Source organism: Roseburia sp. 1XD42-69 (genome assembly GCF_003612565.1).
Lineage (GTDB): Bacteria > Bacillota > Clostridia > Lachnospirales > Lachnospiraceae > Roseburia_B.
This window is the reverse complement of sequence record NZ_RAZG01000047.1, coordinates 11,817-32,601: the sequence shown is the minus strand read 5'-3', so window position 1 is coordinate 32,601 and position 20,785 is coordinate 11,817. Positions and strand designations below refer to the sequence as shown.

21 protein-coding genes are annotated in these 20,785 nt (G+C 43.0%); 17 read left to right on the top strand and 4 right to left on the bottom strand.

The window, feature by feature from the left end:
- The first annotated feature begins 158 nt into the window (after positions 1-158).
- The 4 genes from D7Y06_RS17525 to D7Y06_RS17510 all read left to right on the top strand — a co-directional run bounded on the left by D7Y06_RS17525 (position 159) and on the right by D7Y06_RS17510 (position 6,958).
- Positions 159-1,259 carry an ABC transporter permease gene (locus tag D7Y06_RS17525; protein ID WP_243119376.1) on the top strand — a complete coding sequence of 367 codons (1,101 nt, stop codon included), beginning with the start codon at positions 159-161 and terminating at the stop codon, positions 1,257-1,259.
- A gap of 155 nt (positions 1,260-1,414) precedes the next feature.
- Positions 1,415-2,530 (top strand): substrate-binding domain-containing protein, encoded by a 1,116-nt coding sequence (locus tag D7Y06_RS17520; protein WP_120409031.1) that lies wholly within the window; start codon positions 1,415-1,417, stop codon positions 2,528-2,530.
- Between the two features lie 17 nt (positions 2,531-2,547).
- Positions 2,548-5,604 (top strand): PAS domain-containing hybrid sensor histidine kinase/response regulator, encoded by a 3,057-nt coding sequence (locus D7Y06_RS17515; RefSeq protein WP_120409033.1) that lies wholly within the window; start codon positions 2,548-2,550, stop codon positions 5,602-5,604.
- Between the two features lie 25 nt (positions 5,605-5,629).
- Positions 5,630-6,958: an MATE family efflux transporter gene (locus tag D7Y06_RS17510; protein WP_120409030.1), complete on the top strand. Its 1,329-nt coding sequence runs from the start codon at positions 5,630-5,632 to the stop codon at positions 6,956-6,958.
- Positions 6,959-6,960: 2 nt separating this feature from the next.
- On the opposite strand, the gene D7Y06_RS17505 is transcribed toward D7Y06_RS17510, so the two are convergent.
- Both D7Y06_RS17505 and D7Y06_RS17500 read right to left on the bottom strand, forming a co-directional pair.
- A complete protein-coding gene (locus D7Y06_RS17505; protein WP_158591408.1) occupies positions 6,961-9,432 on the bottom strand; it encodes an FtsX-like permease family protein in 2,472 nt (823 codons plus the stop codon).
- Positions 9,413-10,114 (bottom strand): ABC transporter ATP-binding protein, encoded by a 702-nt coding sequence (locus D7Y06_RS17500; RefSeq protein ID WP_120409028.1) that lies wholly within the window; start codon positions 10,112-10,114, stop codon positions 9,413-9,415. Before D7Y06_RS17500 ends, D7Y06_RS17505 begins: the two co-directional genes overlap by 20 nt.
- Positions 10,115-10,375: 261 nt before the next feature.
- On the opposite strand from D7Y06_RS17500, the gene D7Y06_RS17495 reads away from it, so the two are divergent.
- Positions 10,376-10,933, top strand: coding sequence for a DUF4854 domain-containing protein (locus D7Y06_RS17495; protein WP_120409027.1), 558 nt, complete (start codon positions 10,376-10,378; stop codon positions 10,931-10,933).
- Positions 10,934-10,996: 63 nt separating this feature from the next.
- Here D7Y06_RS17495 and D7Y06_RS17490 read toward each other — a convergent pair whose 3' ends face one another.
- Positions 10,997-11,917, bottom strand: coding sequence for a sensor histidine kinase (locus tag D7Y06_RS17490; protein WP_120409026.1), 921 nt, complete (start codon positions 11,915-11,917; stop codon positions 10,997-10,999).
- Positions 11,902-12,576: a response regulator transcription factor gene (locus D7Y06_RS17485; protein WP_120409025.1), complete on the bottom strand. Its 675-nt coding sequence runs from the start codon at positions 12,574-12,576 to the stop codon at positions 11,902-11,904. The genes D7Y06_RS17490 and D7Y06_RS17485 overlap by 16 nt, the downstream gene beginning before the upstream one ends.
- A 184-nt stretch (positions 12,577-12,760) precedes the next feature.
- Between D7Y06_RS17485 and D7Y06_RS17480 the strand changes: the two genes are divergently transcribed.
- The 12 genes from D7Y06_RS17480 to D7Y06_RS17435 all read left to right on the top strand — a co-directional run bounded on the left by D7Y06_RS17480 (position 12,761) and on the right by D7Y06_RS17435 (position 20,614).
- Positions 12,761-13,444, top strand: coding sequence for a response regulator transcription factor (locus D7Y06_RS17480; protein WP_120409024.1), 684 nt, complete (start codon positions 12,761-12,763; stop codon positions 13,442-13,444).
- A complete protein-coding gene (locus D7Y06_RS17475; protein ID WP_120409023.1) occupies positions 13,437-14,657 on the top strand; it encodes a sensor histidine kinase in 1,221 nt (406 codons plus the stop codon). The genes D7Y06_RS17480 and D7Y06_RS17475 overlap by 8 nt, the downstream gene beginning before the upstream one ends.
- A gap of 91 nt (positions 14,658-14,748) precedes the next feature.
- On the top strand, positions 14,749-15,417 hold the full coding sequence (locus D7Y06_RS17470) for a polyphosphate polymerase domain-containing protein (RefSeq protein WP_120409032.1): 669 nt from the start codon (positions 14,749-14,751) through the stop codon (positions 15,415-15,417).
- A gap of 24 nt (positions 15,418-15,441) precedes the next feature.
- Positions 15,442-16,113: a DUF4956 domain-containing protein gene (locus tag D7Y06_RS17465; RefSeq protein WP_120409022.1), complete on the top strand. Its 672-nt coding sequence runs from the start codon at positions 15,442-15,444 to the stop codon at positions 16,111-16,113.
- Between the two features lie 10 nt (positions 16,114-16,123).
- A complete protein-coding gene (locus D7Y06_RS27245; protein WP_243119375.1) occupies positions 16,124-16,357 on the top strand; it encodes a hypothetical protein in 234 nt (77 codons plus the stop codon).
- The gene (locus D7Y06_RS17460) at positions 16,354-17,628 is read left to right on the top strand and encodes a CotH kinase family protein (RefSeq protein ID WP_243119374.1); all 1,275 of its coding nucleotides are present in this window, start codon (positions 16,354-16,356) and stop codon (positions 17,626-17,628) included. Before D7Y06_RS27245 ends, D7Y06_RS17460 begins: the two co-directional genes overlap by 4 nt.
- Positions 17,629-17,700: 72 nt before the next feature.
- Positions 17,701-17,826, top strand: a complete 126-nt coding sequence (locus tag D7Y06_RS27680) for a hypothetical protein (RefSeq protein ID WP_256387235.1) — start codon at positions 17,701-17,703, stop codon at positions 17,824-17,826.
- Positions 17,827-17,911: 85 nt separating this feature from the next.
- Positions 17,912-18,283 (top strand): TnpV protein, encoded by a 372-nt coding sequence (locus tag D7Y06_RS17455; RefSeq protein ID WP_120409021.1) that lies wholly within the window; start codon positions 17,912-17,914, stop codon positions 18,281-18,283.
- Positions 18,284-18,412: 129 nt separating this feature from the next.
- The gene (locus D7Y06_RS17450; RefSeq protein ID WP_120409020.1) at positions 18,413-19,024 is read left to right on the top strand and encodes a TetR/AcrR family transcriptional regulator; all 612 of its coding nucleotides are present in this window, start codon (positions 18,413-18,415) and stop codon (positions 19,022-19,024) included.
- Positions 19,025-19,300: 276 nt separating this feature from the next.
- Positions 19,301-19,705 carry an alpha/beta hydrolase gene (locus tag D7Y06_RS27240; RefSeq protein ID WP_243119373.1) on the top strand — a complete coding sequence of 135 codons (405 nt, stop codon included), beginning with the start codon at positions 19,301-19,303 and terminating at the stop codon, positions 19,703-19,705.
- Positions 19,692-20,429, top strand: a complete 738-nt coding sequence (locus D7Y06_RS17440; protein WP_120409019.1) for an alpha/beta fold hydrolase — start codon at positions 19,692-19,694, stop codon at positions 20,427-20,429. Before D7Y06_RS27240 ends, D7Y06_RS17440 begins: the two co-directional genes overlap by 14 nt.
- Entirely contained in the window at positions 20,426-20,614 is a 189-nt protein-coding gene (locus tag D7Y06_RS17435; RefSeq protein ID WP_120409018.1) for a cysteine-rich KTR domain-containing protein, read from the top strand. The genes D7Y06_RS17440 and D7Y06_RS17435 overlap by 4 nt, the downstream gene beginning before the upstream one ends.
- Positions 20,615-20,785 lie beyond the last annotated feature (171 nt).

Here is a 20,785-nt window from a genome sequence, read left to right as displayed (position 1 = left end):
TTATCTGCTGGACATTTTAAACTATAGGGAGGGCTGGTTACCTGCTTGTGTAGGTTAATCAGCAGACACTAAGTAATCCGGCGTTTTTCTATTTATTGTCTTTCTGTAGTGATTTTTCTTTTACAATAGAATCACGAAAAAATGAAGGAGGCAAAGTTATGCGGTCAATTTTGAAAAGAGAGGTAAAAAATTATATGAAGAACCCTCTGCTCTGGCTTGGTATCGCAATTGGTGTTTTTATGGTATTTCAAAATGTAAGCCCCTATCTGAACATCCATTATCTCAGGGAAGGGGAAACCATTGTGAACGATTATCCGCAAAACTATCGGGATGGAGATGTTTCCTGCGGATATGTGCCGACGGAGAAAGAGCTGCGGCGGGAGATGTGGGAAGAACGGATACAGGAAGTTTTAACTTCCGAATTCGAGATGGACAATGAGGGGGCGCTATCTGTGATTGATGAAATGAAAGGAATGGATATTTCAGCATCTTGCGCCCATCTGGAAGGGTATGGCTTCTACAATGCATATTATGAATATGAGAATACAGCCTACCATAAAGGAACTCGTGAAGAAATCAATTCTTATATTTCAGAAAGGCTGGAAAACAGGACATTTTCATACTATTTTTCCAGAAAATTTGCGGATTTTGCAGGGCTGTTTATGGGATTTTTTGCAACCGTCTTATTGTCTGTTTTATTTATGCAGGATACGAGGAGAAATACCTATGAGCTTCTCCATACAAAGCCTGTCAGCCCAGGAAAATATCTGTCAGGCAAAGTGGGCGGCGGTTTTTCAGTCTGCCTGATAATACTGGCAGCCTTAAACCTGATATTTTTTGGTATTTGCCTTGTATCAACGAGAAACAGCGGATTTGAGGTGCGTTTGACGGACTTTTTATTGGCAAGCTGTTTTTATATCCTGCCAAATATGCTGATGATTGTAAGCGTTTATAGCCTGATTTCATTGCTGTTTAAAAGTCCGCTGCCAGCAGTGCCGTTTTTGTTTCTTTATATTGTGTATTCCAATATGGGAAGCAGGAATGCGGAAGGCGTCTATGGATATTATGGCAGACCCTTAGCGATTATGGTGCGGTTCCCAGGAGGGTTTTTTGACACTGCCCCTCCGCCAATGGCATTGCTGAACCACCTTTGTCTCACTTTCCGTTATGGAGTTCCTCTCCGAAGCATTAGACGTCTACGTCAGCCCCACCCGGTAAAATCCTGTATTTCACACAAATACAGGGGAAAAGCAGGTTGATTTTCATTTACTTCCACTTTTGAACTATCCATGTATTTTTGCAGGAATGACCAGGTATAAATTTCTAAATGTATTGCGTTTTTCTCTGGAACATCTATTCATAACCCTAAAATTATGGTAAAATAGACAGAGTTTATAAAAGGCGAGGTATTTCTATGAATTTGTGGAAAAATAAAAGGAAGATTGCGGTTTTATTCCTTTGTACCATAGGACTGTCCGGGTGCGGGACAAAAACTGACGGGGAGGGTTTCAAGGATACGGAACAAGAGCAGGTTTTGTACCACCAAAATGGCAGTGACAGCCTTGGAAATGAAAGTGTGGTGAAGTTTGACCATGAACTGGATGAATATAAACCGTTAAAAAGCAAGTATAATTTTTATTTTACCTATAAAACGGTGCATCCCTGGTGGGATGCCGTTGCCCTTGGAATGGAAGATGCGGCCAAGCAGTTTGAGGAGAAGGGGATTATTATAGATTATGAGTATCTTGCCCCTGACAGTGCCTCAGCCCGGGACCAGGTGGGGCGCTTAAGGGATGCCTCCGGGCGGAATTTTGATGTCATCGGCGTGGATGTGGCAGACGTGGAGGTTGTGAGCCCTGTGATAAATGAGCTGGTGGATGATGGACATAAGGTGATGACTTTTTCAAGCTCCGATGCGTCAAAAGAGGACGGGTGCAAAAGGATTGCCTATGTGGGAAACACCCATAATTATGAGGACGGCGCAGACCTTACGGAGGCGTTATGTGAAAAGCTTGGATATCAAGGGAAGGTTGCCATTCTGGTGGGGACAAAGGGGGCTCCCTGCCATGAGGACAGGGCTTTGGGAGCAAAGGATGTGATTGGGAAGTATCCTGACATGGAAATTGCAGAGACGGCATATGATGAAGATACAGTGGAGCTGGCGTATGAGTTTACAAAAAAGTTTTTGGAAGAGCATAAAGATTTAGCAGGAATTGTGTGCTGCAATATGAGTAATCCTGTGGGGGCGGCAAGGGCGGTAATTGAAGCCGGACGGGAGGATGAGATTGTAATTGTGGGCATGGACCATGACCAGGAGGCGCTCCGCTATCTCAGGGATGGGATTATTTATGCCTTGGGGATTCAGGACTGTTATTCCATCGGGTTTGATACGGTTCAGGTGGCAGTTAAGATTGCAGACGGACAGCTTCCAGGAGAAGGGTATCCTGAAAAGACACAGGAGATAACTACGATTATTTATGAGGATACGGCCGCAGAAGTGCTTCAGACACTGTACGGTGAATTCAAGTAAGAATGGCGGGGGGTAAAATGGATCAGGCACAGGATAAAGAAATTAGGAAGAAGCAAAAGAGGCAGTCAGTTGTAAACGCCATTGCGACAGGCGTGGTGATTGCAGGCATTTTGATAATCACAACGCTATGGGTGTCAAACAGGTCCCAGACTGCAACAGGACAGGCGGTAAATCAGGTCAGTGAATTTTATCTGGAAGAACTGGCGGGGCGCAGAGTCCAGGTGGTATCGGAGGAGCTTAAGAATAATTTTGCCTACATAGAGAATGTTCTTGGGATATTGGATGAATCAAATCTCAAATCCCAGGAGACGCTGCGGAGTTTTTTGGGAAAGGCGGAAAGGCTCTACAGCCTGGATAAATTTGCACTGGTGGATGAAAATGGGATTGTCTATACGGAGCATAGTACTGTATCGGGGCTTAGCAGGTACAATTTTTTATCCCAGGAGCTCACAGAGCCGGTGATTACCACAGCAAATCTATATGGGGCAAAAAAACAGGTAATTCTTGCAGTCCCTGTGGAGAACATAGTGTTTCAGGACTCACGGATAAACGTGTGCTTTATTCAGCTTAATATTGATGAGATGTTAAGTTCCCTCACACTACAGACCGGAGAAAATGAGACGTACTGCAGTTTGTACCACCGGAATGGGGAGGATTTGACAAACGGTGATTTCGGGAATTTTAAGGCGGGAAATAATCTTCTCTCCGCCCTCTCAGATATGGAAATTGATAAGGGATTCAGCTATGGGGAGATGGAAGAAGAATTTGAAAACGGGAAGACAGGCCAGATTTCTTTCAAACATCTTGGGCTTCGGGAAACTCTGTGTTATGTTCCCGTAGAGGATACAAACTGGATGATGACAATTCTGGTTCGGGATAATGTGATTTTTGATCAGATTAGCTCTATCAGCGCCGACATGATGCGCCGCAGTATTATTCAGATTATCATTATAGTTATGGTGATGCTGGTAATTTTTCTAGTCCTGATTTACCAGTCAAGGAGGAATGCAAGTATTCTTCTGGCCCAGGAAAAGGCGGACGGGGATAGGATAAGAAGTGCCTTTGCACAGATTGAAAAAGAGCAGGCGGCTATGGAAAATATTCATGCTGCCATGGGCTCCGGTCTCTGGAGCATGGAGTTTAATGAAAAAGCTGAAATGATTTCCTGCAACTGGTCTGAGGTATTCCGGAACATGTTGGGATATGCCAGTGAGGAGGAGTTTCCCAACAGGATAGAGTCCTGGTCAGATCTTCTCCATGAAGAGGATAAAGAGCGGGTATTAAAGGAATACTGGGAAACGGTTACGGATTATTCCGGGGAGAAAACTTATAATGTGGAGTACCGCCTGAGTACGAAAAACAACGGGTGGAGATGGTTTCACGCAGCGGGAAGGCTGTCACGGCGTGAGGATGGTTCCCCGATTACTTTTGTGGGCCTTTTTGTGGATATTGATGATGAGAAGAAGTTGGAGGAAACCTTAGAGAGGCAGAAAGTTGACCTTGAGGACGCCCTTGCGGCGGCCCAGCATGCCAATAAAGCGAAAACCACGTTTCTCAACAATATGTCCCATGATATCAGGACTCCTATGAATGCCATAATCGGTTTTACTTCCCTTGCGGCAGCACATATTGAAAACAGGGTTCAGGTTCAGGACTATCTGTCTAAAATTACCACCTCCAGCAATCATCTTCTCAGCCTGATTAATGATGTGCTGGACATGAGCCGGATTGAAAGCGGAAAAGTGAAAATAGAGGAGAAAGAAACTTCCCTTCCTGAGATTATGCATGATTTGAAGACGATTGTGCAGGCAGATATAACCTCAAAACAGCTGGAGTTTTTTATAGATACGGCAGATGTAATCAATGAGAATGTATTGTGTGACAAACTCAGGCTGAACCAGATTCTTTTGAATCTTTTAAGCAATGCCATGAAATTTACAAAACCGGGAGGTATGGTAGGGGTTCGTATTGTTCAAAAGGGGAATGCCCCCGAGGGATGGGCGGCCTACGAGTTTCAAATAAAAGACACGGGAATCGGAATGAGCCAGGAATTTTTGGAGCATGTCTTTGAACCCTTTGAGCGGGAGAGGACAAGCACCGTAAGCGGAATCCAGGGGACAGGCCTTGGAATGGCCATCACCAAAAATATTGTAGATATGATGGGCGGCGTGATTTCTGTTGTCAGCGAAGAGGGAAAGGGTACGACTTTTACCGTTTCTCTCCGGTTTAGAACATGTTCGGGTCCTGTGGCCCAGGATGTAGTGCCGGAGCTGAAAGGCCTTCGTGCCCTGGTGGCAGATGATGATTTCAATACTTGTTCCAGCGTGACCCAAATGCTTTCCACCATTGGCATGCGCCCGGACTGGACGACCTCCGGAAAAGAGGCTGTCCTTCGCGTCAAGCTTGCAGTGGAGCAGAATGACGAGTACGCCGCTTACATTATTGACTGGCTCATGCCGGATATGAACGGGATTGAGGTGGTAAGGCGTATCCGGGGACTTATCGGGAATGACAAGCCCATCATTATTCTCACTGCCTATGACTGGTCGGATATTGAGGATGAGGCAAGGAAAGCAGGGGTTACGGCTTTTTGTTCCAAACCTATTTTCTTATCGGAGCTGAGGGAAATTTTGGAGTCTCCTTTTGCGGTAAAAGATACAGAGGAAAGGGATTTGAATGATGAAGTTTCGTTTCAGGGAAAAAGGATTCTTCTGGTGGAAGACAATGAGATTAACCAGGAAATCGCCCTGGAAATTTTGCAGGAAGCTGGATTTCTTATGGATGTGGCAGATGACGGCTCCATTGCTGTGGATAAGGTGAAAAATGCCAAGCCAGGATGGTATGACTTGGTTTTGATGGATATTCAAATGCCTATTATGAATGGCTATGAAGCAGCCAAGAAAATTCGGGAATTGGATAATAAAGAGTTGTCCGGTATTCCCATTATCGCTATGACTGCCAATGCTTTTGATGAAGACAGAAAAGCAGCATTTGACGCCGGGATGGACGGTCATATTGCAAAGCCCATTGATATTCCAAAATTAATGGAGCTTATCAGAGATATATTAAAATAGTAATAGAGATTTAAGGAGGATTTTCATGGACGGGGATTTGACGGTGGGAAATATAACCGGCCGGCTTTTGAAATTTGCATTTCCCCTTATGGTGGGCAATGTGCTTCAGCAGTTTTACAATGTGGCAGACACATTAATTGTGGGGCGTTTTTTGGGCACAAATGCCCTGGCGGCAGTGGGTTCTTCCTATACCCTTATGACTTTTCTCACCTCAATTCTCATAGGGCTTTCCATGGGCAGCAGCGCCTATTTTGCCATTCAGTTCGGCAAAAAAGATTACGACAGTTTAAACAGAGGTATTTTTCTTTCCTTTGTGTTAATCGGCGTTTTTACCTTGATTTTAAATGTGTTTGTTTTTGTCTCCCTGCCATGGATGATTCATGTATTGCAGGTGCCTGTGGAAATCCATGAGATGATAAAAGAGTATCTTTTATGTATTTTTTTGGGGCTTTTCGCAATATTTCTCTACAACTTTTTTGCGAACCTTCTCAGGGGGGTGGGAAATTCCCTGACACCCCTGATTTTTCTGGGGATATCTGCCGTGTTAAATATTTTTCTGGATATCCTTTTTGTGGTGTTTTTCTCCTGGGGAGTAAGGGGAGCGGCGGCAGCAACTGTGATTGCCCAGTATGTTTCAGGAATCGGAATCGGGATATATTATTATTTTGGATTTCCTATGCTGCGGGTGAAAAAATGCCACATGTATTGGGAGGGCGGTATTTTAAAAGAAATATTCAGCCTTTCCTTCCTCACCTGCCTGCAGCAGTCTGTGATGAATTTCGGCATCCTTATGGTACAGGGGCTTGTGAACAGTTTTGGGACGGTGATTATGGCGGCCTTTGCAGCAGCGGTGAAAATCGATACCTTTGCCTACATGCCGGTACAGGATTTTGGCAATGCATTTTCTACCTTTGTGGCGCAAAATTACGGTGCAGGAAAAAAAGAGCGGATTCGGGAAGGGATGAGGCGGGCTCTGGTTTTTGTCTTTGTGTTCTGCGGCATGATTAGTATTTTGGTATGCCTTTTTGCCAGACCTTTGATGGGAATTTTTGTGGATGAAAAAAATCAGGACGTAATTATGGCAGGTGTGGGATATTTAAGGATAGAAGCGGCATTTTATTTTGGAATCGGACTGCTGTTTTTACTATATGGCTATTACCGGGCAGTGAAGAAACCGGGAATGTCAGTGGTTCTTACCCTGTGCTCCTTGGGAACCAGAGTGGCGCTGGCTTACATCCTTTCACGGATTCCCGCCATTGGGGTGACGGGAATCTGGGCAGCCATACCCATTGGATGGGCGCTTGCGGATGCAGTGGGAGTTTGTTATTATTTCGGGCGGATGCGAAGGAAGTAGTTTTACTCAAATCCGTGTATCCGTTCCACAATGCTTTCCCTGCGGGTGATGACCCGGTAAGCTGCAGGGGGCACAAGTACGCACAGGGCAATTACCAAAAGTGCCATGGCAATGGCAGGCATCAGGGGAAGGGAAAATGGAACCCCCTGGTAATTGACAGACTGAAAAACAAAGTAGATAATGAAAACCCCAAGTGTGCCGGTGATGCCAAGGGAAGCGGCAGCGTAGAGCAGACCTTCCAAAATTAACATTTTGTCGGTTTGTTTTTTTGACATTCCAATGCTTTCCATAACGGCTAATGCCACTTTCCGGTTTTGAATGCTGCAGGATACGGTGTTAATGTAGTTCATGGCTCCAATCAGGGCAAGGATGCATGTAATCCCTATGCCCACGCCGGTCATATTTCCCTGGGCTTTTTTTAGTTCTTTTCGGTTTTCAATTTTGGATTCCAGGAAAAAGCTATTTTGTTTGGAAGTTTGATCAAGTATTTGTTTTATATTATTTTCCACAGTTTCGTCAAAGGCTTTTTTGTAGGAGACACTCAGCCTTATGGTGTGAATATTTTCTGCATTTTCTTTTAAAAATCTGTCGCACACCACAATCACAGGGCCCCCGGCCGTATGCATACTGTAAGATCCGTCAGATACAGCGGCGGCTATCTGAAAACTATGGGGTTTTTCCTTCCCATCCATCCGGCAGGTTACTTTTTTTCCGGTGACGTCTGTTTCGCCCAGAACGTAAGCGGAAGATAGAATGCAGCATTCCCCTTTTAAAAAAGCTTCCCTGTCTACAGGGTCCTCAAGGTTTTCATTTAAGGCGTCAAACTCTCTTTCGTTTATTCCTTGGATAAAAGAGTAGTAATTTTCCGGGTGCGCCTTGTAATCTTTTAAGGTTTTTTCGTAGGGTTCATCCATAAAAAATTCATTTATTCCCTTCATCCACAAATCGGCAAAGTCTTTTTCCCAGGGAACAATTATTGTGGCGGCGAGAAGAGGATTTACCGTTTCCACTCCGGGGTCGGATTCAATTTCTTGAATTAAGGTATCTGTTAGAACATCTTTCCACTCCCGGGGATTATCGTAGGACTGGGTGTTGTTTTGTATTACCAAATCTTCGTCTATGAAGTTGGATGTAAAGTCAGACTGGCCTTTTACAATTGTGGAAAGGCATAAAAACACAGTGAGGCACAGAGTGAAAGAGGCAAGGGTTACGGCTGTCTTTTTCCAGTCCTTTGTAAGCTGTTCCCACGCCATTTTCCACAGGGGATTCCCTGCCGTGTTCTTTTTTCTGCTTGTTTTTGCCGGGACAGTTTGAAACTTAAGCGCTTCCATGGGGGAAATCTCAGCGGCCGCTTTTACTGGTTTTTTATTTCCCAGGTAAATGGTAAGGGCAGCAAGGCATATGGTTCCGGCAAAGATTCCGGGATGGAATGTTACCACAACCTGTTGCGCTTTAAGTCCCAGGGCCTGGGCAGCCGCAGGTATCAGGAAAAGGGAGCTGATTAGGGCTGTGAAAAGGCCCCCAGAAATTCCAAAGATACCCACCCAGAAAATTTTTAGATTTAAAAAGCGGTTCAACTGTTTTTTTGTCATTCCCAGGGTGAAAAGCAATCCAAAATAGCGGATGTTTCCCTGGACGGAAAGGTGCAGGATATTGTAAATCAAAAGGTAAGCTAAAAGACAGGTTACAAGGGAGATAAAAATCAGTCCCGTTAAAATGGAAATAGATTTTCCTCTATATCCGGAAAAAGACAGGGACTGCCGTATTGAAAGATTCAGTTCCTGGCGCAGACGTTCCTGCTCTCCTTTTGAAAGGATAAAATTCTGAAATTTTAAATATAGAATGCCGTAACGCTCTGTTTTGTATCCTGTCGTGTCTAAAAATGCTTTGGATACATAAAAATCCTTTGGGCCGTATCCTTCCCAGATGCCGGATATCATAAAGTCTTTTGTTTTTGTCCCGGAAAGATCTGCATAGGTCAAAGATAAAGAGTCCCCCACGGTAAGGCCGGCCATGCCGCAGTCTTCCAAAGCTTTTTTTGTCACCATAAGTTCGTTTTCTTTTTCAGGATATCTGCCTTTTTGAGAGGTTCTTGCAGGGATTGCCTGCTGGTTCCAGAAAACCGGGTCTGCATAGATAAAAGCATAGTGCAGGTTTTCCGATTTCTCTGATTTTATGGGGTACCCTGCATAACAGGTGCTGCCCACAGAGATAACGTTTTTAAAATCTTCACAGATATGTTTTTGCTGCCCGGTGTACCCGTTCATGAGGGATGCATCCACATCATGTCCATACAGCCGTATTTCCTGGCGTTTCTGCATGTCTAGGTATGTGATTCCCAGGGTAAAAACACTAAAGAGCATAAAGGTAGAGAGAAAAACAGCAATTCCCAGAATAATATATTTTTTCCCGCTGTTTTTCAAAGTGTGTTTTGCCAGTTTATCTATCACTTTTTTATTGTTGTTGGCCAGCATGAATATCATCTCCCTTCACAATTTTTCCGTCCTCAATCTGGACGATTCTGTCTGCAAGCTGTGCAATATCATAGTCGTGGGTGATTAAAAGAATGGTCTGTTCATAAAGTTTTGCCACGGTTTTTAACAGTCCCATAACATCATGGCTGGCGGAGGTGTCCAGATTTCCTGTAGGTTCGTCCGCCAGAATAATACCGGGCTTTGATGCAACTGCCCTGGCAATGGCAACGCGCTGCTGCTGCCCTCCGGAGAGATTTCCCGGCAGCGCCTCCGTTTTATCCTCCAACTGCAGAAGGGAGAGGATTTCCCGTATAAATTCCCTGTCCGGTTTTCCACCGTCCAACTCTACGGGAAGCGTAATATTTTCAAATACATTTAGGTCAGGTACAAGATTGTAATTCTGAAAGATAAACCCGATGTTTCTCCTGCGGAATACTGCCAGTTCTTCCCGGCTCATCTTTGCCAGGTGAATATTGTCCACACATACGTCCCCGGCGGTGGGGGTATCCAATCCCCCGATTAAATGAAGGAGCGTGCTTTTTCCGCTTCCGGATTTCCCGATAATAGAGACAAATTCCCCCTCCTCTACGGAAAAGTCCACCCCGTCTAAGGCTTTTACCCTGTGTTTTCCCAGTTGATAGTACTTTTTTAAACCGGTAGTTTTTACAATTATATTGTTCATTGTTTTTCCTTTCTTCTCTACAAATTGACTTTTTTTGTGGCACATATACAAAGATAACAGGGAAAAATCACAAACCGCTCACAAAAACAGAATATCACAATCTTGTGACACTTGTAAAATTTAGACAATATGCTGATTGTGTATGATTTAGATTGACAAGGGGGAAAAATTTTAGTAACATAAACATCGTTGATACAATAATACATAGGATTGGCTGTGAGAAGTGAGGAAAACTTCTTAGCGGCAAGGAGGAAATGGATTATGAAAAGAAAATCTTTAAAATTTTTTGCATGTGCGGCACTTATGGCAATGACATTGTCTGTTGCAGGCTGCGGCGGCTCTGATGATAAGGCAAAGACCGCTGAGACAGGAGCTAAGACAGAGGCGGCAGAGGACACAAAAACAGATGATGCAGACAGTGCAGATGATGCAGACAGTGCAGATGACGCAGACAGTGCAGATGATGCAGGCAGCGATGCAGGAACTTCCACAACATTGGAGGAATTATACAATGATCCCAGTGTAAAATCTACCATGGATACTGCATTTGGAGCAATGGCAGGAGACGGCATGTCCGTAGATTTTGAAGCTACAGGAAATGAGCTGGCTATTATCATTAAAATTGAAGACAGCTCTATGATGGTAGACGGAATGGGAGAGGCTTTAGGAACAGCATTGGATGCCCAGGCAGATACATTAAAGGCTCAGGTAAAAACTTTTGATGATGCAGTGGGACAGGCAGGCGCTTGTACAGTAACAATGCGTTACCTTGACCCGGACGGAAATGTACTTGTGGAGAAATCTTACAAGGCAGAATAAGCTTAAAAAGACGGCAAAAAAGAGATGAATCAAAGGGTTCATCTCTTTTTTTATGCCTTTGTACTATGTTTTATTCGGGAGAAATATAGAAAATTCTGAGCCTTCCCCCGGCCCGGACTGCACCTGCATGTAACCTTTCTGCAGGGTGATTATCTTTCGCGCCAAATAAAGGCCCACGCCGATGCCCTCTGTCTCATGGACTTCCGGCTCTCTGTAAAACCGGGTGAATATCTGGGCCTGGCGGTCTTTTGCAATACCTTTTCCCGTATCTTTAATAGATATTTTCGTATATATTTCCTGTCTCTTTACCGCCACACGAATCCTGCCCCCATAGGGAGTGTATTTTACGCCGTTGTCTAATACATTGAAAACGGCCTCCTCCGTCCATTTTGTATCATGGCTTACCGAAATGTTTTCCGGGCAGTTTACAGAAAGGGTGATTCCTTTTTGTTCCGCCTTTGGTACAATGGCGGAGAGAGCTTTCTGCAGGGTGAAAAAGAGGTTTTCCGGTTTTTGCCGGATTTCTATGATCCCAGCTTCAAGCCTCGACATTTTTATCATGCTCTCCATTAGAAAATCCAGTTTTTCCGTCTGGGATTCTATGTTTTTAACAAACTCCCTGATTTTCTCATGGTCGGTCTCTGTGGAGAGCATTTCCGTATACAATTTTATATTTGCAGTGGGAGTTTTTGTCTGGTGCGAAATATCGGAAATCAGCTCTTTTATCTGTTTTTGTTCCATTCCTGCGGAGTCGCTTTTCTGCTGCCAGATACGGCTTAGGTGGTACAGTTTATTTTCCGTTCTGCCTTTTAAGGTATCTTTTGGAATATGGCTTTTACTAAGTTCTTTTCCGTCTATTAAGCGGTTTAAGCACTGTTCCAGCCAGATGTGGTATTCGCAGATATCCCGGGAAAGCCGCCGCAGCTTATATGCCAAAATAAGAATTACGGCGGCACATATGATTAGCATCATTCTCTCAGCCATTGGTATCCCATCCCATATACATTTGATATATATTTGTGTTCCCCGTCTTCAATTTTTTTCCGCAGCCTGTTAATATTTACCGCCAGTGCATGTTTGTCCACAAACTGGCCGTTTTGGTCCCAGATTCGCTCTAACAGCGTGGAGTATGTGAGTAGCTGTCCCCTGTTTTGGATAAGCGTATGAAGCAGCCGAAATTCCGTGGGCGTTAAAATACATTGGTTTCCCCCTGTCTTTGCCTTTGCCTTGTCAAAGTCAATTTGCAAAAAACCATCGTCATAGATATTTTCCTTTGGGGCAGTTTCCCGCTTTAAAATCACTTCCAGTTTCTTTATTAGAACCTTCATGGAAAAAGGTTTTGTGACATAATCCCAGGCTCCCGCTTCATAGCCTTTTAAGATATCCTCCTCCAAATCACGGGCGGTTAAAAAGATAAGGGGGACGTTTCGGTTTTGGGATGTCAGCCACTGGCAGAAGGAGAATCCTTCCCCGTCCGGAAGGTTTACGTCTAACAGTATCAGGTCCAAATTCTGCTCTGTCTCAAGCTTTTTTCCTTCCCTTAAGGAAAAGGCTTTTAGAACCTGGTATTGTTCTTTTTCCAGGGCGTAGGAAACGCCCAGGTTTAATTCCCTGTCGTCTTCTATAATTAATATTTTTTTCATGGTAGATACGGCTCCCATATAGATTTTTATTGTAATACATAGTATCATATATTTTTCCCTTTTTCAAATTCTGGGAAACTGGGGATTCGCCTTGTTTAATTTTTACATCTTCCGTATAATAAATACAGAATAAAGACCATAGATGCAGGATTGAAAAGGTATTATGATAAATGGAGAGGATGAAATGCGGATTTTGCTAGTGGAAGATGAAAAGAGGATGGCCGATGCACTTGGGGAGCTGTTGCGGCAGGAAAAATACGAGGTGGACTGTTTTTATGATGGTTTGTCAGGGCTTGCCGCAGGGGAAAGCGGGATTTACGATATAATGATCCTGGATGTAATGCTGCCGGAAATGGACGGTTTTGAAATCGTGAAAAAGCTTCGGCAAAAAAGAGTCCATACCCCTGTTTTAATGCTTACGGCAAAAAGTGGACTGGAGGATAAAGTGACGGGTCTCGACTGTGGTGCGGACGATTATCTGACTAAGCCCTTTATGGCCAGGGAGCTTTTGGCCAGGCTTAGGGCGCTTGGAAGAAGAAATATCAGTACGCCGGATAACACCTTGACTTTTGGGGATATTTCTCTGGAGACATCCAGTGCAACCTTAAACTGCACCCAAAACGGACAAAGTGTGCGGCTTGGCGAAAAGGAATACCGGATACTGGAATATCTCATTGCAAATTCAGGGCAAATTCTGTCCCGTGAACAGCTTGCAGTGAAGATATGGGGGTTTGAAAATGAAGCGGAATATAATAATGTAGAGGTGTATATGTCTTTTACAAGAAAAAAACTGTCTTTTGTGGGGGCAAAGACGAAAATCAAAGCAGTGCGGGGAATGGGGTATGAATTAAGGTGGGAAGATGTTTAAGAAATCACGAAGGAAAATTGTGGCTTCCATTATGTCTGTGCTTGTACTGCTGTGGGCGGGAACCCTTACCATAATTTATGCCTGCAGTTATTTTGAACTGGCAGAGCAAAACAAGGGTATGTTAAGGGAACACGCCTGGCGGTATGTCCTGTCCCGGCCAGGCCAGGCGCCGCCCCCTGGAAATCCCCGTTATTCCGATATGCCTTTATTTCAGCTCGCCACATTTTATACGGTTGCCATGACATATGAGGGGGAAATCATTGAGATAAAAAATCCCCAGGAAAAACTGCACAGCAATGAGGAACTTTCCTGCCTTGCCGAGGATATATCATCCAGCGGCAAAGCAACAGGCGTAAAAAATAATTTGGCTTATTTTGTTTTGGATAAGGGCGGATACATGCTTTTTACCTTTAAGGACAATACGGTTTTTAAGGAAAGCATTAATACCCTGTTTCGATATACCCTGATTTTTGGCGGGCTTGCCATTGCAGCTTTGTTTTTTCTTGCCCGATATCTTGCAGACAGAATCGTGGCGCCCCTGGAAGAAAGCTATGAGAAACAGAGAAGGTTTATCTCAGATGCAGGACACGAACTGAAAACGCCTATCGCTGTGGTAAATACAAACGCCGAACTTTTATCCCGGGTGATTGGGGAAAATCAATGGCTTGCCAATATCCAATATGAAAATGCGCGCATGGGGGTTCTTGTGGGCAGGCTTTTAGAACTTGCAAGGACAGAAAATGTCTCTGCGCCTAAGGAAAGGCTGGATTTTAGCCGTCTTGTGACGGGGGAAGCCCTTCCTTTTGAAAGCGCTGCGTTTGAAAAAGAACTGAAGTTTCATTGTGAAATAGAGGAATCCCTATATGTGTTTGGAAATGGGGACGAATTAAAACAGCTTGTGTCTATCTTGCTGGACAATGCAGTTTCCCACAGCAAAAAAGACGGTGAGATTTCCTGTACCCTGAGAAAAGAACGGAATGTTATAAAGTTGTGGGTGGAAAACACTGGGGAGGAAATACCGCCGGAGCAGATGGAAAACCTTTTTGAACGCTTCTACCGACTGGATAAGGCGAGAAGCAGCGAAAGCGGGCATTATGGCCTGGGGCTTGCCATTGCAAAGGCAGCTGCCGCATCACACGGCGGAGAAATTAAGGTATTTTGCCACAATGGAAAAGTAAAATTTGTGGTTTCCCTGCCCAGCAAAATTAAATAATTTCTTTCAATAAAAGTTCAATCTTTCTTTTGTATAATGGCAAAGCCAAAGTACAAAAGAGATTGGATTTTTTTTGGAAGGAGTGAAATTTGTGAAATACCGGCATGAATGGAAATACAGGATAAGTTATGGGGATATGTTGATCCTTTGCCAGAGGCTTTCTGCGGTGGCCAAACGTGACATCCACACCAAGGACGGAAAATATGTGGTTCACAGTTTATATTTTGATCATGCTTCAGACAAAGCACTGCGGGATAAAATTGAAGGCGTGAATATTCGTGAGAAATTCAGAATCCGATATTATAACGACGACTTAAAAGTGATTCATCTTGAGAAAAAGTGCAAAGTAAACGGTTTGTGCTTAAAAGAGAACGCTCCCCTTTTCAAAGAGCAGGCAGCATGTCTTGCAGAGGGGAATTTTGAATGGATGGCCCAGAGTGGAAATTCCCTGGTTTTGGAATTTTACAGCAAACTTTGCGGCGGGTTGCAGCCGAAAATTATTGTCGGCTATACAAGAGAGGCATTTGTATTTTCACCGGGGAATGTCCGTGTAACAATAGACTACAATATCAGAACGGGACAAAACTGCCGGGATTTTTTGAATCCTAGCTGCATCACGCTTCCGGTAAGAGATGCGCCCATTATCCTTGAGGTGAAATGGGATGAATATCTGCCGGACATTATCCGTGATGCCGTCAGCTTGAAGGGCCGCCGGCCAGGGGCCTTTTCTAAATATGCAGCCTGCAGGGTTTACGGTTAAATTAGATTAGGAGGAGAAAATATTATGACGTTTCAGGACATTTTTAAATCAAGTTTTTTGGAGAATACCACCAGTGTGGGCATTTTTGATATGGGGCTTGCCCTTATCCTGGCCTTCGGCATTGGCATGTTTATATTTTTGGTTTACAAAAAGACGTACCAGGGTGTGATGTATTCTTCCAGTTTCGGAACAACTTTAATCGCCCTTACCATGATTACCACCCTTGTTATCCTGGCGGTGATATCCAATGTAGTTCTTTCCCTGGGCATGGTGGGTGCGCTTTCCATTGTGCGTTTCCGGACAGCGATTAAAGAGCCTCTTGATATTGCATTTTTATTTTGGGCCATTGCAGCAGGTATTGTTTTGGCGGCGGGGATGATTCCCCTGTCTGTTATAGGCAGTGTTTTTAGTGGAATCATACTTCTTGTCTTTGTCAACAGAAAATCCTGCTGTAACCCTTATATTGTGGTTTTATCCTGCATGGATTCGGCTGCGGAAAACCAGGCGAAAGAATTTCTTAAGGGGCAGGTGCGAAAATGTGTTGTAAAAAGCAAGACAGCCCAAAAAGGCGCCGTAGAGCTGAATATGGAAATTCGTATGAAAGATGATGACACGGATTTTATCAATATTCTTTCAGATATGCCCGGGATAAACAGCGCTGTCCTTGTAAGCTATAACGGTGAATATATGGGATAAGGGGGAGATTATGTCTACGCATAAATCTATTGATAAAATATGCTGCGTCATTCTTATGTTTACCCTTTTTCTTACCCTTCTTTTTATGAAGGGGGAAAATCTTGGGGTGGAAAAAGTTTTTGCAGCCATGGGATATGAAACGAAACTCTTTGATACTTCTAAGGTCCACACCATTGACATTGTTATGGAGGACTGGGAAGATTTTACTGCAAAAATGAAGAATACTATGTCTGCAGCCTTTTGATTGACAATGAAGTTTACAAAAATGCGGCTATTCGGGGGAAAGGGAACACTTCCCTTACCCAGGTGGAAGCATACGGAAATAACCGGTACAGTTTTAAAATTGAGTTTGACCATTATGACGATACAAAAAGCTACTATGGTTTAGATAAGCTGTGCCTGAACAATATTATTCAGGACAACACCTATATGAAAGATTACCTGGCATATCAAATGATGAGGGAGATGGGGGCTGCGTCCCCTCTTTGCAGTTATGTTTACATTACGGTAAACGGCCGGGACTGGGGACTTTATCTTGCGGTGGAGGGCGTGGAGGAAGCTTTTCTCAGACGGAATTACGGCAGCAATTACGGTGAGCTTTATAAACCTGACAGCATGAAAATCGGCGGGGGAAAGGAAAGCGGTGAAAACCATAGGCCGGGCGGCGCAGAAGAAGGGGGCAGGCCGGATGGCGGCATGGGGACTGCCAGGGATGATGTGCTGCTGAAATATGTGGATGATAAAATAGAAAGTTATTCTAATATCTTTGACAATGCAAAGACAGATATTACCCACAGTGATAAAACAAGGCTTATTCAGTCCTTAAAAAATCTAAGCAGCGGTGAAAATCTAGGGCAGACAATAGATATGGAGGCAGTAATCCGTTACTTTGTGGTACATAATTTCCTGTTGAATTTTGACAGTTACACAGGCTCTATGATTCACAATTATTATCTCTATGAAAAAGATGGGCAGATGCAGATGATTCCCTGGGATTACAATCTTTCCTTTGGGGGATTCCAGTCAATGGACAGTGCGGCTGAACTTGTAAATTATCCTATAGATTCCCCTGTTTCCGGTGGCGAGATAGAAGAGAGGCCTATGTTAGCCTGGATTTTTTCAAGTGAGGAGTATACAGAAATGTATCACCAGTATTTTCGCGAGTTTATTCTCAAATATTATGACAGCGGATATTTTGAAGAGCTGCTTGAGGATGTAACGGAAATGATTGATCCATATGTGGAAAAGGACCCTACAAAATTCTGTACTTATGAGGAATATAAAAAAGGCGTCTCCACCCTCCGTGAGTTTTGCCTGCTCCGCATGGAAAGTATCAGCGGCCAGCTTGCGGGAACAATCGGGGCTTCAAAAGACACACAGGAAAGCAGTACATTAGTTGACCCGGGGGATTTGAATATTTCTGATATGGGTTCCATGGAGCATGGCATGGGAGGAGAAAGGATGGGAAAGCCTAAGGGTTTGGGGCAGAAGATGGAAGGAAACAGCAGGTTATGATGAAATCTTTTTTGATTTCAACATCCCAATCTCGTACAAGTATGAAACTAGATAAGGAGAAAACTCAAAATTGTGTTTAAGACAGCAGACACAACAAAGTGGAGTGAATATCTTATTTGGAGGAGACAGAAAATGGCAAAATCATTATTTGAGGAACTGGGCGGCAGATACGAGAGGCACGGGGATTACTTAACTTAAAGACAGTATATACATACAGCCTGCTGATACATTGCTTGCAGATACCCCGCAGAAACCAAACCATACAGAAAAGGAGTTTTTGCATATGAAATCAATATTTGAACAGTTAGGCGGCATATACCACGAAGAAAATGGGTATCTTATTCCAGATTTAAGATTACCAGATGAAGAAGAACAGCCGATAGGCATATGGGGACAGCGGCATATGGACTATCTGAAGCAATACCAAAAGGTTACATACACCAATCTTCTCACAAGCGGCAGGCTCAATTCCTATCTTGCCGATATTGACAGGCAGGCGCAGGAACGCTTTGAACGGCTTATAGAGGGCATGAAGCAGGCGCAGGGCGTTACGGAACAGCTAAAGGCTGAAAACGCCTTAGAATGGGTCGGACGGCTCAATAACATACGGACTTGTGCAATGAAGATTGTGAACGAGGAAATTATTTTCATATAGGCAACATGGCGGCAGAGGGTTAAAGCTCTGTCGCTTTTCTTTATAATTTTAGCAATAGTCTTCTCAAAAACGGTCAACGGATATATAATATACTTGCATTAACCGTTACGGTCAATAAGGAGAATGTATATGAATGACAAGTTTTTCAAACTTCCATTAGAAAAACAGCGGCGTATTATAAACGCTGCTTACAAAGTGTTTTCAGAAAACAGCTACAAAAAAGCCCCAATGTCGGAAATTGCAGACGAGAGCGGTATTTCAAAAGCATTGCTTTTTCACTATTTTACAAACAAAAAGGAATTATATATGTACCTGTGGATGAACGCTATTGAGATGACAAGGAAAGCGGTTACAGAATACAAAACTTTGGAAACAGATGATTTTTTTGAAATGCTGAAAAGAAGCCTATTATCAAAGTGTTCGCTTATGCGTGACTATCCGCATTTATATGCTTTTTCGCTAAGAGCATATTATGAAACGGCTCCAGAAATACACAAGTCCATTCAAGAAAACTTTAATGATGTTAGCAAGGCAAGTGAAATGATAGTGTTTGAGAAAATAGAAATATCAAACTTTCGGAAAGATATTGAGTTAAAAACAATGTATGATGAAATTTTTTACGCTGTCGATGGATATATGCTGAAAAAATATCGTTCAAATTGTATTATACCAGACGAAATTGAGAAAGAAATTATTGTTTTAATTGATTTTTGGAAAAAGGTTTATACGCAGGAGGTGTGAACAAAAATCTTATGGGATGTTCCTATGCATGGATTGTCGAAACCATATCAGAAATTCACTTATCAAGATACAGCAGAAATATTACATAGCATATTGCAGAAAGAGAACATTCAAAAAACATTTTTAGTGGGTATGTCTATGGGCGGCTATCCAAGTTAACATTTTGCTGCTTTGTATCCTGATATGGTAAAAGGATTTGTGGCGTTAGATACAACGCCATTGGGACTTAAATATTACTCAAAATCAGACTTGTGGTGGCTGAAGCAGGTTGTTCCTATGGCAAAATGCCTAACAACAAATCTTTTACGAAAGAGCATGGCATGGTCAGTATCAGTATCAGAGAGCCGCTATTCCTATCAAAAAATGTTGTCTATGTTAAAGTCGCTGTCTAAAGCAGAAATTATCCAGCAAATGCGGATTGCCTATGAATATTTTATTGTAGAAAATAAAGATGTTGATTTTTCGTTCCCCATATTGATATTGGTGGATGAGAAAGACAGCACAGGCAAGGTTAAGGCATATTGCAAAGAATGGGCAAAGCAAACAGGTTATCCTTTGCATTTTATAAAACAGGCAAAGCATTTTGCCAATGGAGATAATCCGGAGCAAGTAAATAAGGAAATAGAAAAATTTATTATTGAAACTGTTCACAAAGAAAGGAAAAATTATGCTGTATTATGATGAATATGGAAGCAAGGAAAATCCGACTATCATGCTTCTGCATGGGGCGGGGGCGCTTGATACATTTTGTAGGCAGTATTGCTTTTCTGATAAATACCATCTTGTTGTACCTCACTTAGCAGGTGCGGGAAAGGCGGCTACTGAGATTTATGAGCCAGAAAAGACCGTAGAGGAACTCTTTATGCTCATTAAATCCCTACATAAAAAGCGAATCGGTGTAATCGGTCATTCGCTTGGAGGTCAAATTGCAATAATGCTTGTCAGTAAGCAACCCGAATTATTTAACTTTGCAGTATTTTTAAGCGCATGGATTAATCCTAAACCGAAAAAAATTCGGATGTACGGTTCTCTTGCGGGATTATCCGCAAAAATGCTGCATTGGAGGTGGTTGGTGCAGTTTCAAGGAAAATATTGGAACTACACAAAAAAACAAGCCGATAATATGGCTGAATATTCAAAACAGATTACTCCGCTGGTGTATCGCTCATTCTTTTACAATACATTAGATTTATCAAAGTTACCTGAATATCAAGCAGTAACGATACCTATGTTGGCGATTTGTGGGAGTAAGGAAGTCAGAGATATGAAAACTTCTCTTACATTACTTGCTCAAAATCCAAGCTGTCAGACAATGACATTACAAGGAGCAAATCACGGCTTTCCAATGCGTAATGCCAAGCAACTTAATCCAATGCTTGAAAAATTTATATTGGAGTGCTTATGAAACGAGAATCAGAATGGATTTTATGTCCTGTTTGCGGAAATAAAACTAGTGTCAAAATCAGAGAGGATACGGTTTTGAAAAACTATCCTCTCTACTGTCCCAAGTGCAAATGGGAAACATTGATTGAAGTAAAGGATTTACAAGTAACGATTATTGAAGGGCTTGAAGCGAGAACACAGAGCTAAACAACAGAACAACGAATCACAGTTTGTGGGTGAACTGTTGCGATAAAAATCCAATCCACAGATAAACAAGGGGAAATAGCGGATAATCGCCGAATCAACTGTTGGTTGAATTAGATACAATCGACTGTTAGTTCGTTTCATAATCCGTTTTCAGTTTGTAAAATATTTGCC

Excerpts from the sequence above, each read along its gene's own strand:
- D7Y06_RS17520 (WP_120409031.1), top strand. The coding sequence starts at position 1,415 with ATGAATTTGTGGAAAAATAAAAGGAAGATTGCGGTTTTATTCCTTTGT.
- D7Y06_RS17500 (WP_120409028.1), bottom strand. The coding sequence starts at position 10,114 with ATGAACAATATAATTGTAAAAACTACCGGTTTAAAAAAGTACTATCAA.
- D7Y06_RS27240 (WP_243119373.1), top strand. The coding sequence starts at position 19,301 with ATGGCAAAATGCCTAACAACAAATCTTTTACGAAAGAGCATGGCATGG.
- D7Y06_RS17505 (WP_158591408.1), bottom strand. The coding sequence starts at position 9,432 with ATGCTGGCCAACAACAATAAAAAAGTGATAGATAAACTGGCAAAACAC.
- D7Y06_RS17490 (WP_120409026.1), bottom strand. The coding sequence starts at position 11,917 with ATGGCTGAGAGAATGATGCTAATCATATGTGCCGCCGTAATTCTTATT.
- D7Y06_RS17480 (WP_120409024.1), top strand. The coding sequence starts at position 12,761 with ATGCGGATTTTGCTAGTGGAAGATGAAAAGAGGATGGCCGATGCACTT.
- D7Y06_RS17515 (WP_120409033.1), top strand. The coding sequence starts at position 2,548 with ATGGATCAGGCACAGGATAAAGAAATTAGGAAGAAGCAAAAGAGGCAG.
- D7Y06_RS17440 (WP_120409019.1), top strand. The coding sequence starts at position 19,692 with ATGCTGTATTATGATGAATATGGAAGCAAGGAAAATCCGACTATCATG.
- D7Y06_RS17495 (WP_120409027.1), top strand. The coding sequence starts at position 10,376 with ATGAAAAGAAAATCTTTAAAATTTTTTGCATGTGCGGCACTTATGGCA.
- D7Y06_RS17455 (WP_120409021.1), top strand. The coding sequence starts at position 17,912 with ATGAAATCAATATTTGAACAGTTAGGCGGCATATACCACGAAGAAAAT.
- D7Y06_RS17435 (WP_120409018.1), top strand. The coding sequence starts at position 20,426 with ATGAAACGAGAATCAGAATGGATTTTATGTCCTGTTTGCGGAAATAAA.
- D7Y06_RS17525 (WP_243119376.1), top strand. The coding sequence starts at position 159 with ATGCGGTCAATTTTGAAAAGAGAGGTAAAAAATTATATGAAGAACCCT.
- D7Y06_RS17485 (WP_120409025.1), bottom strand. The coding sequence starts at position 12,576 with ATGAAAAAAATATTAATTATAGAAGACGACAGGGAATTAAACCTGGGC.
- D7Y06_RS17510 (WP_120409030.1), top strand. The coding sequence starts at position 5,630 with ATGGACGGGGATTTGACGGTGGGAAATATAACCGGCCGGCTTTTGAAA.
- D7Y06_RS17450 (WP_120409020.1), top strand. The coding sequence starts at position 18,413 with ATGAATGACAAGTTTTTCAAACTTCCATTAGAAAAACAGCGGCGTATT.
- D7Y06_RS17475 (WP_120409023.1), top strand. The coding sequence starts at position 13,437 with ATGTTTAAGAAATCACGAAGGAAAATTGTGGCTTCCATTATGTCTGTG.
- D7Y06_RS27245 (WP_243119375.1), top strand. The coding sequence starts at position 16,124 with ATGTCTACGCATAAATCTATTGATAAAATATGCTGCGTCATTCTTATG.
- D7Y06_RS17465 (WP_120409022.1), top strand. The coding sequence starts at position 15,442 with ATGACGTTTCAGGACATTTTTAAATCAAGTTTTTTGGAGAATACCACC.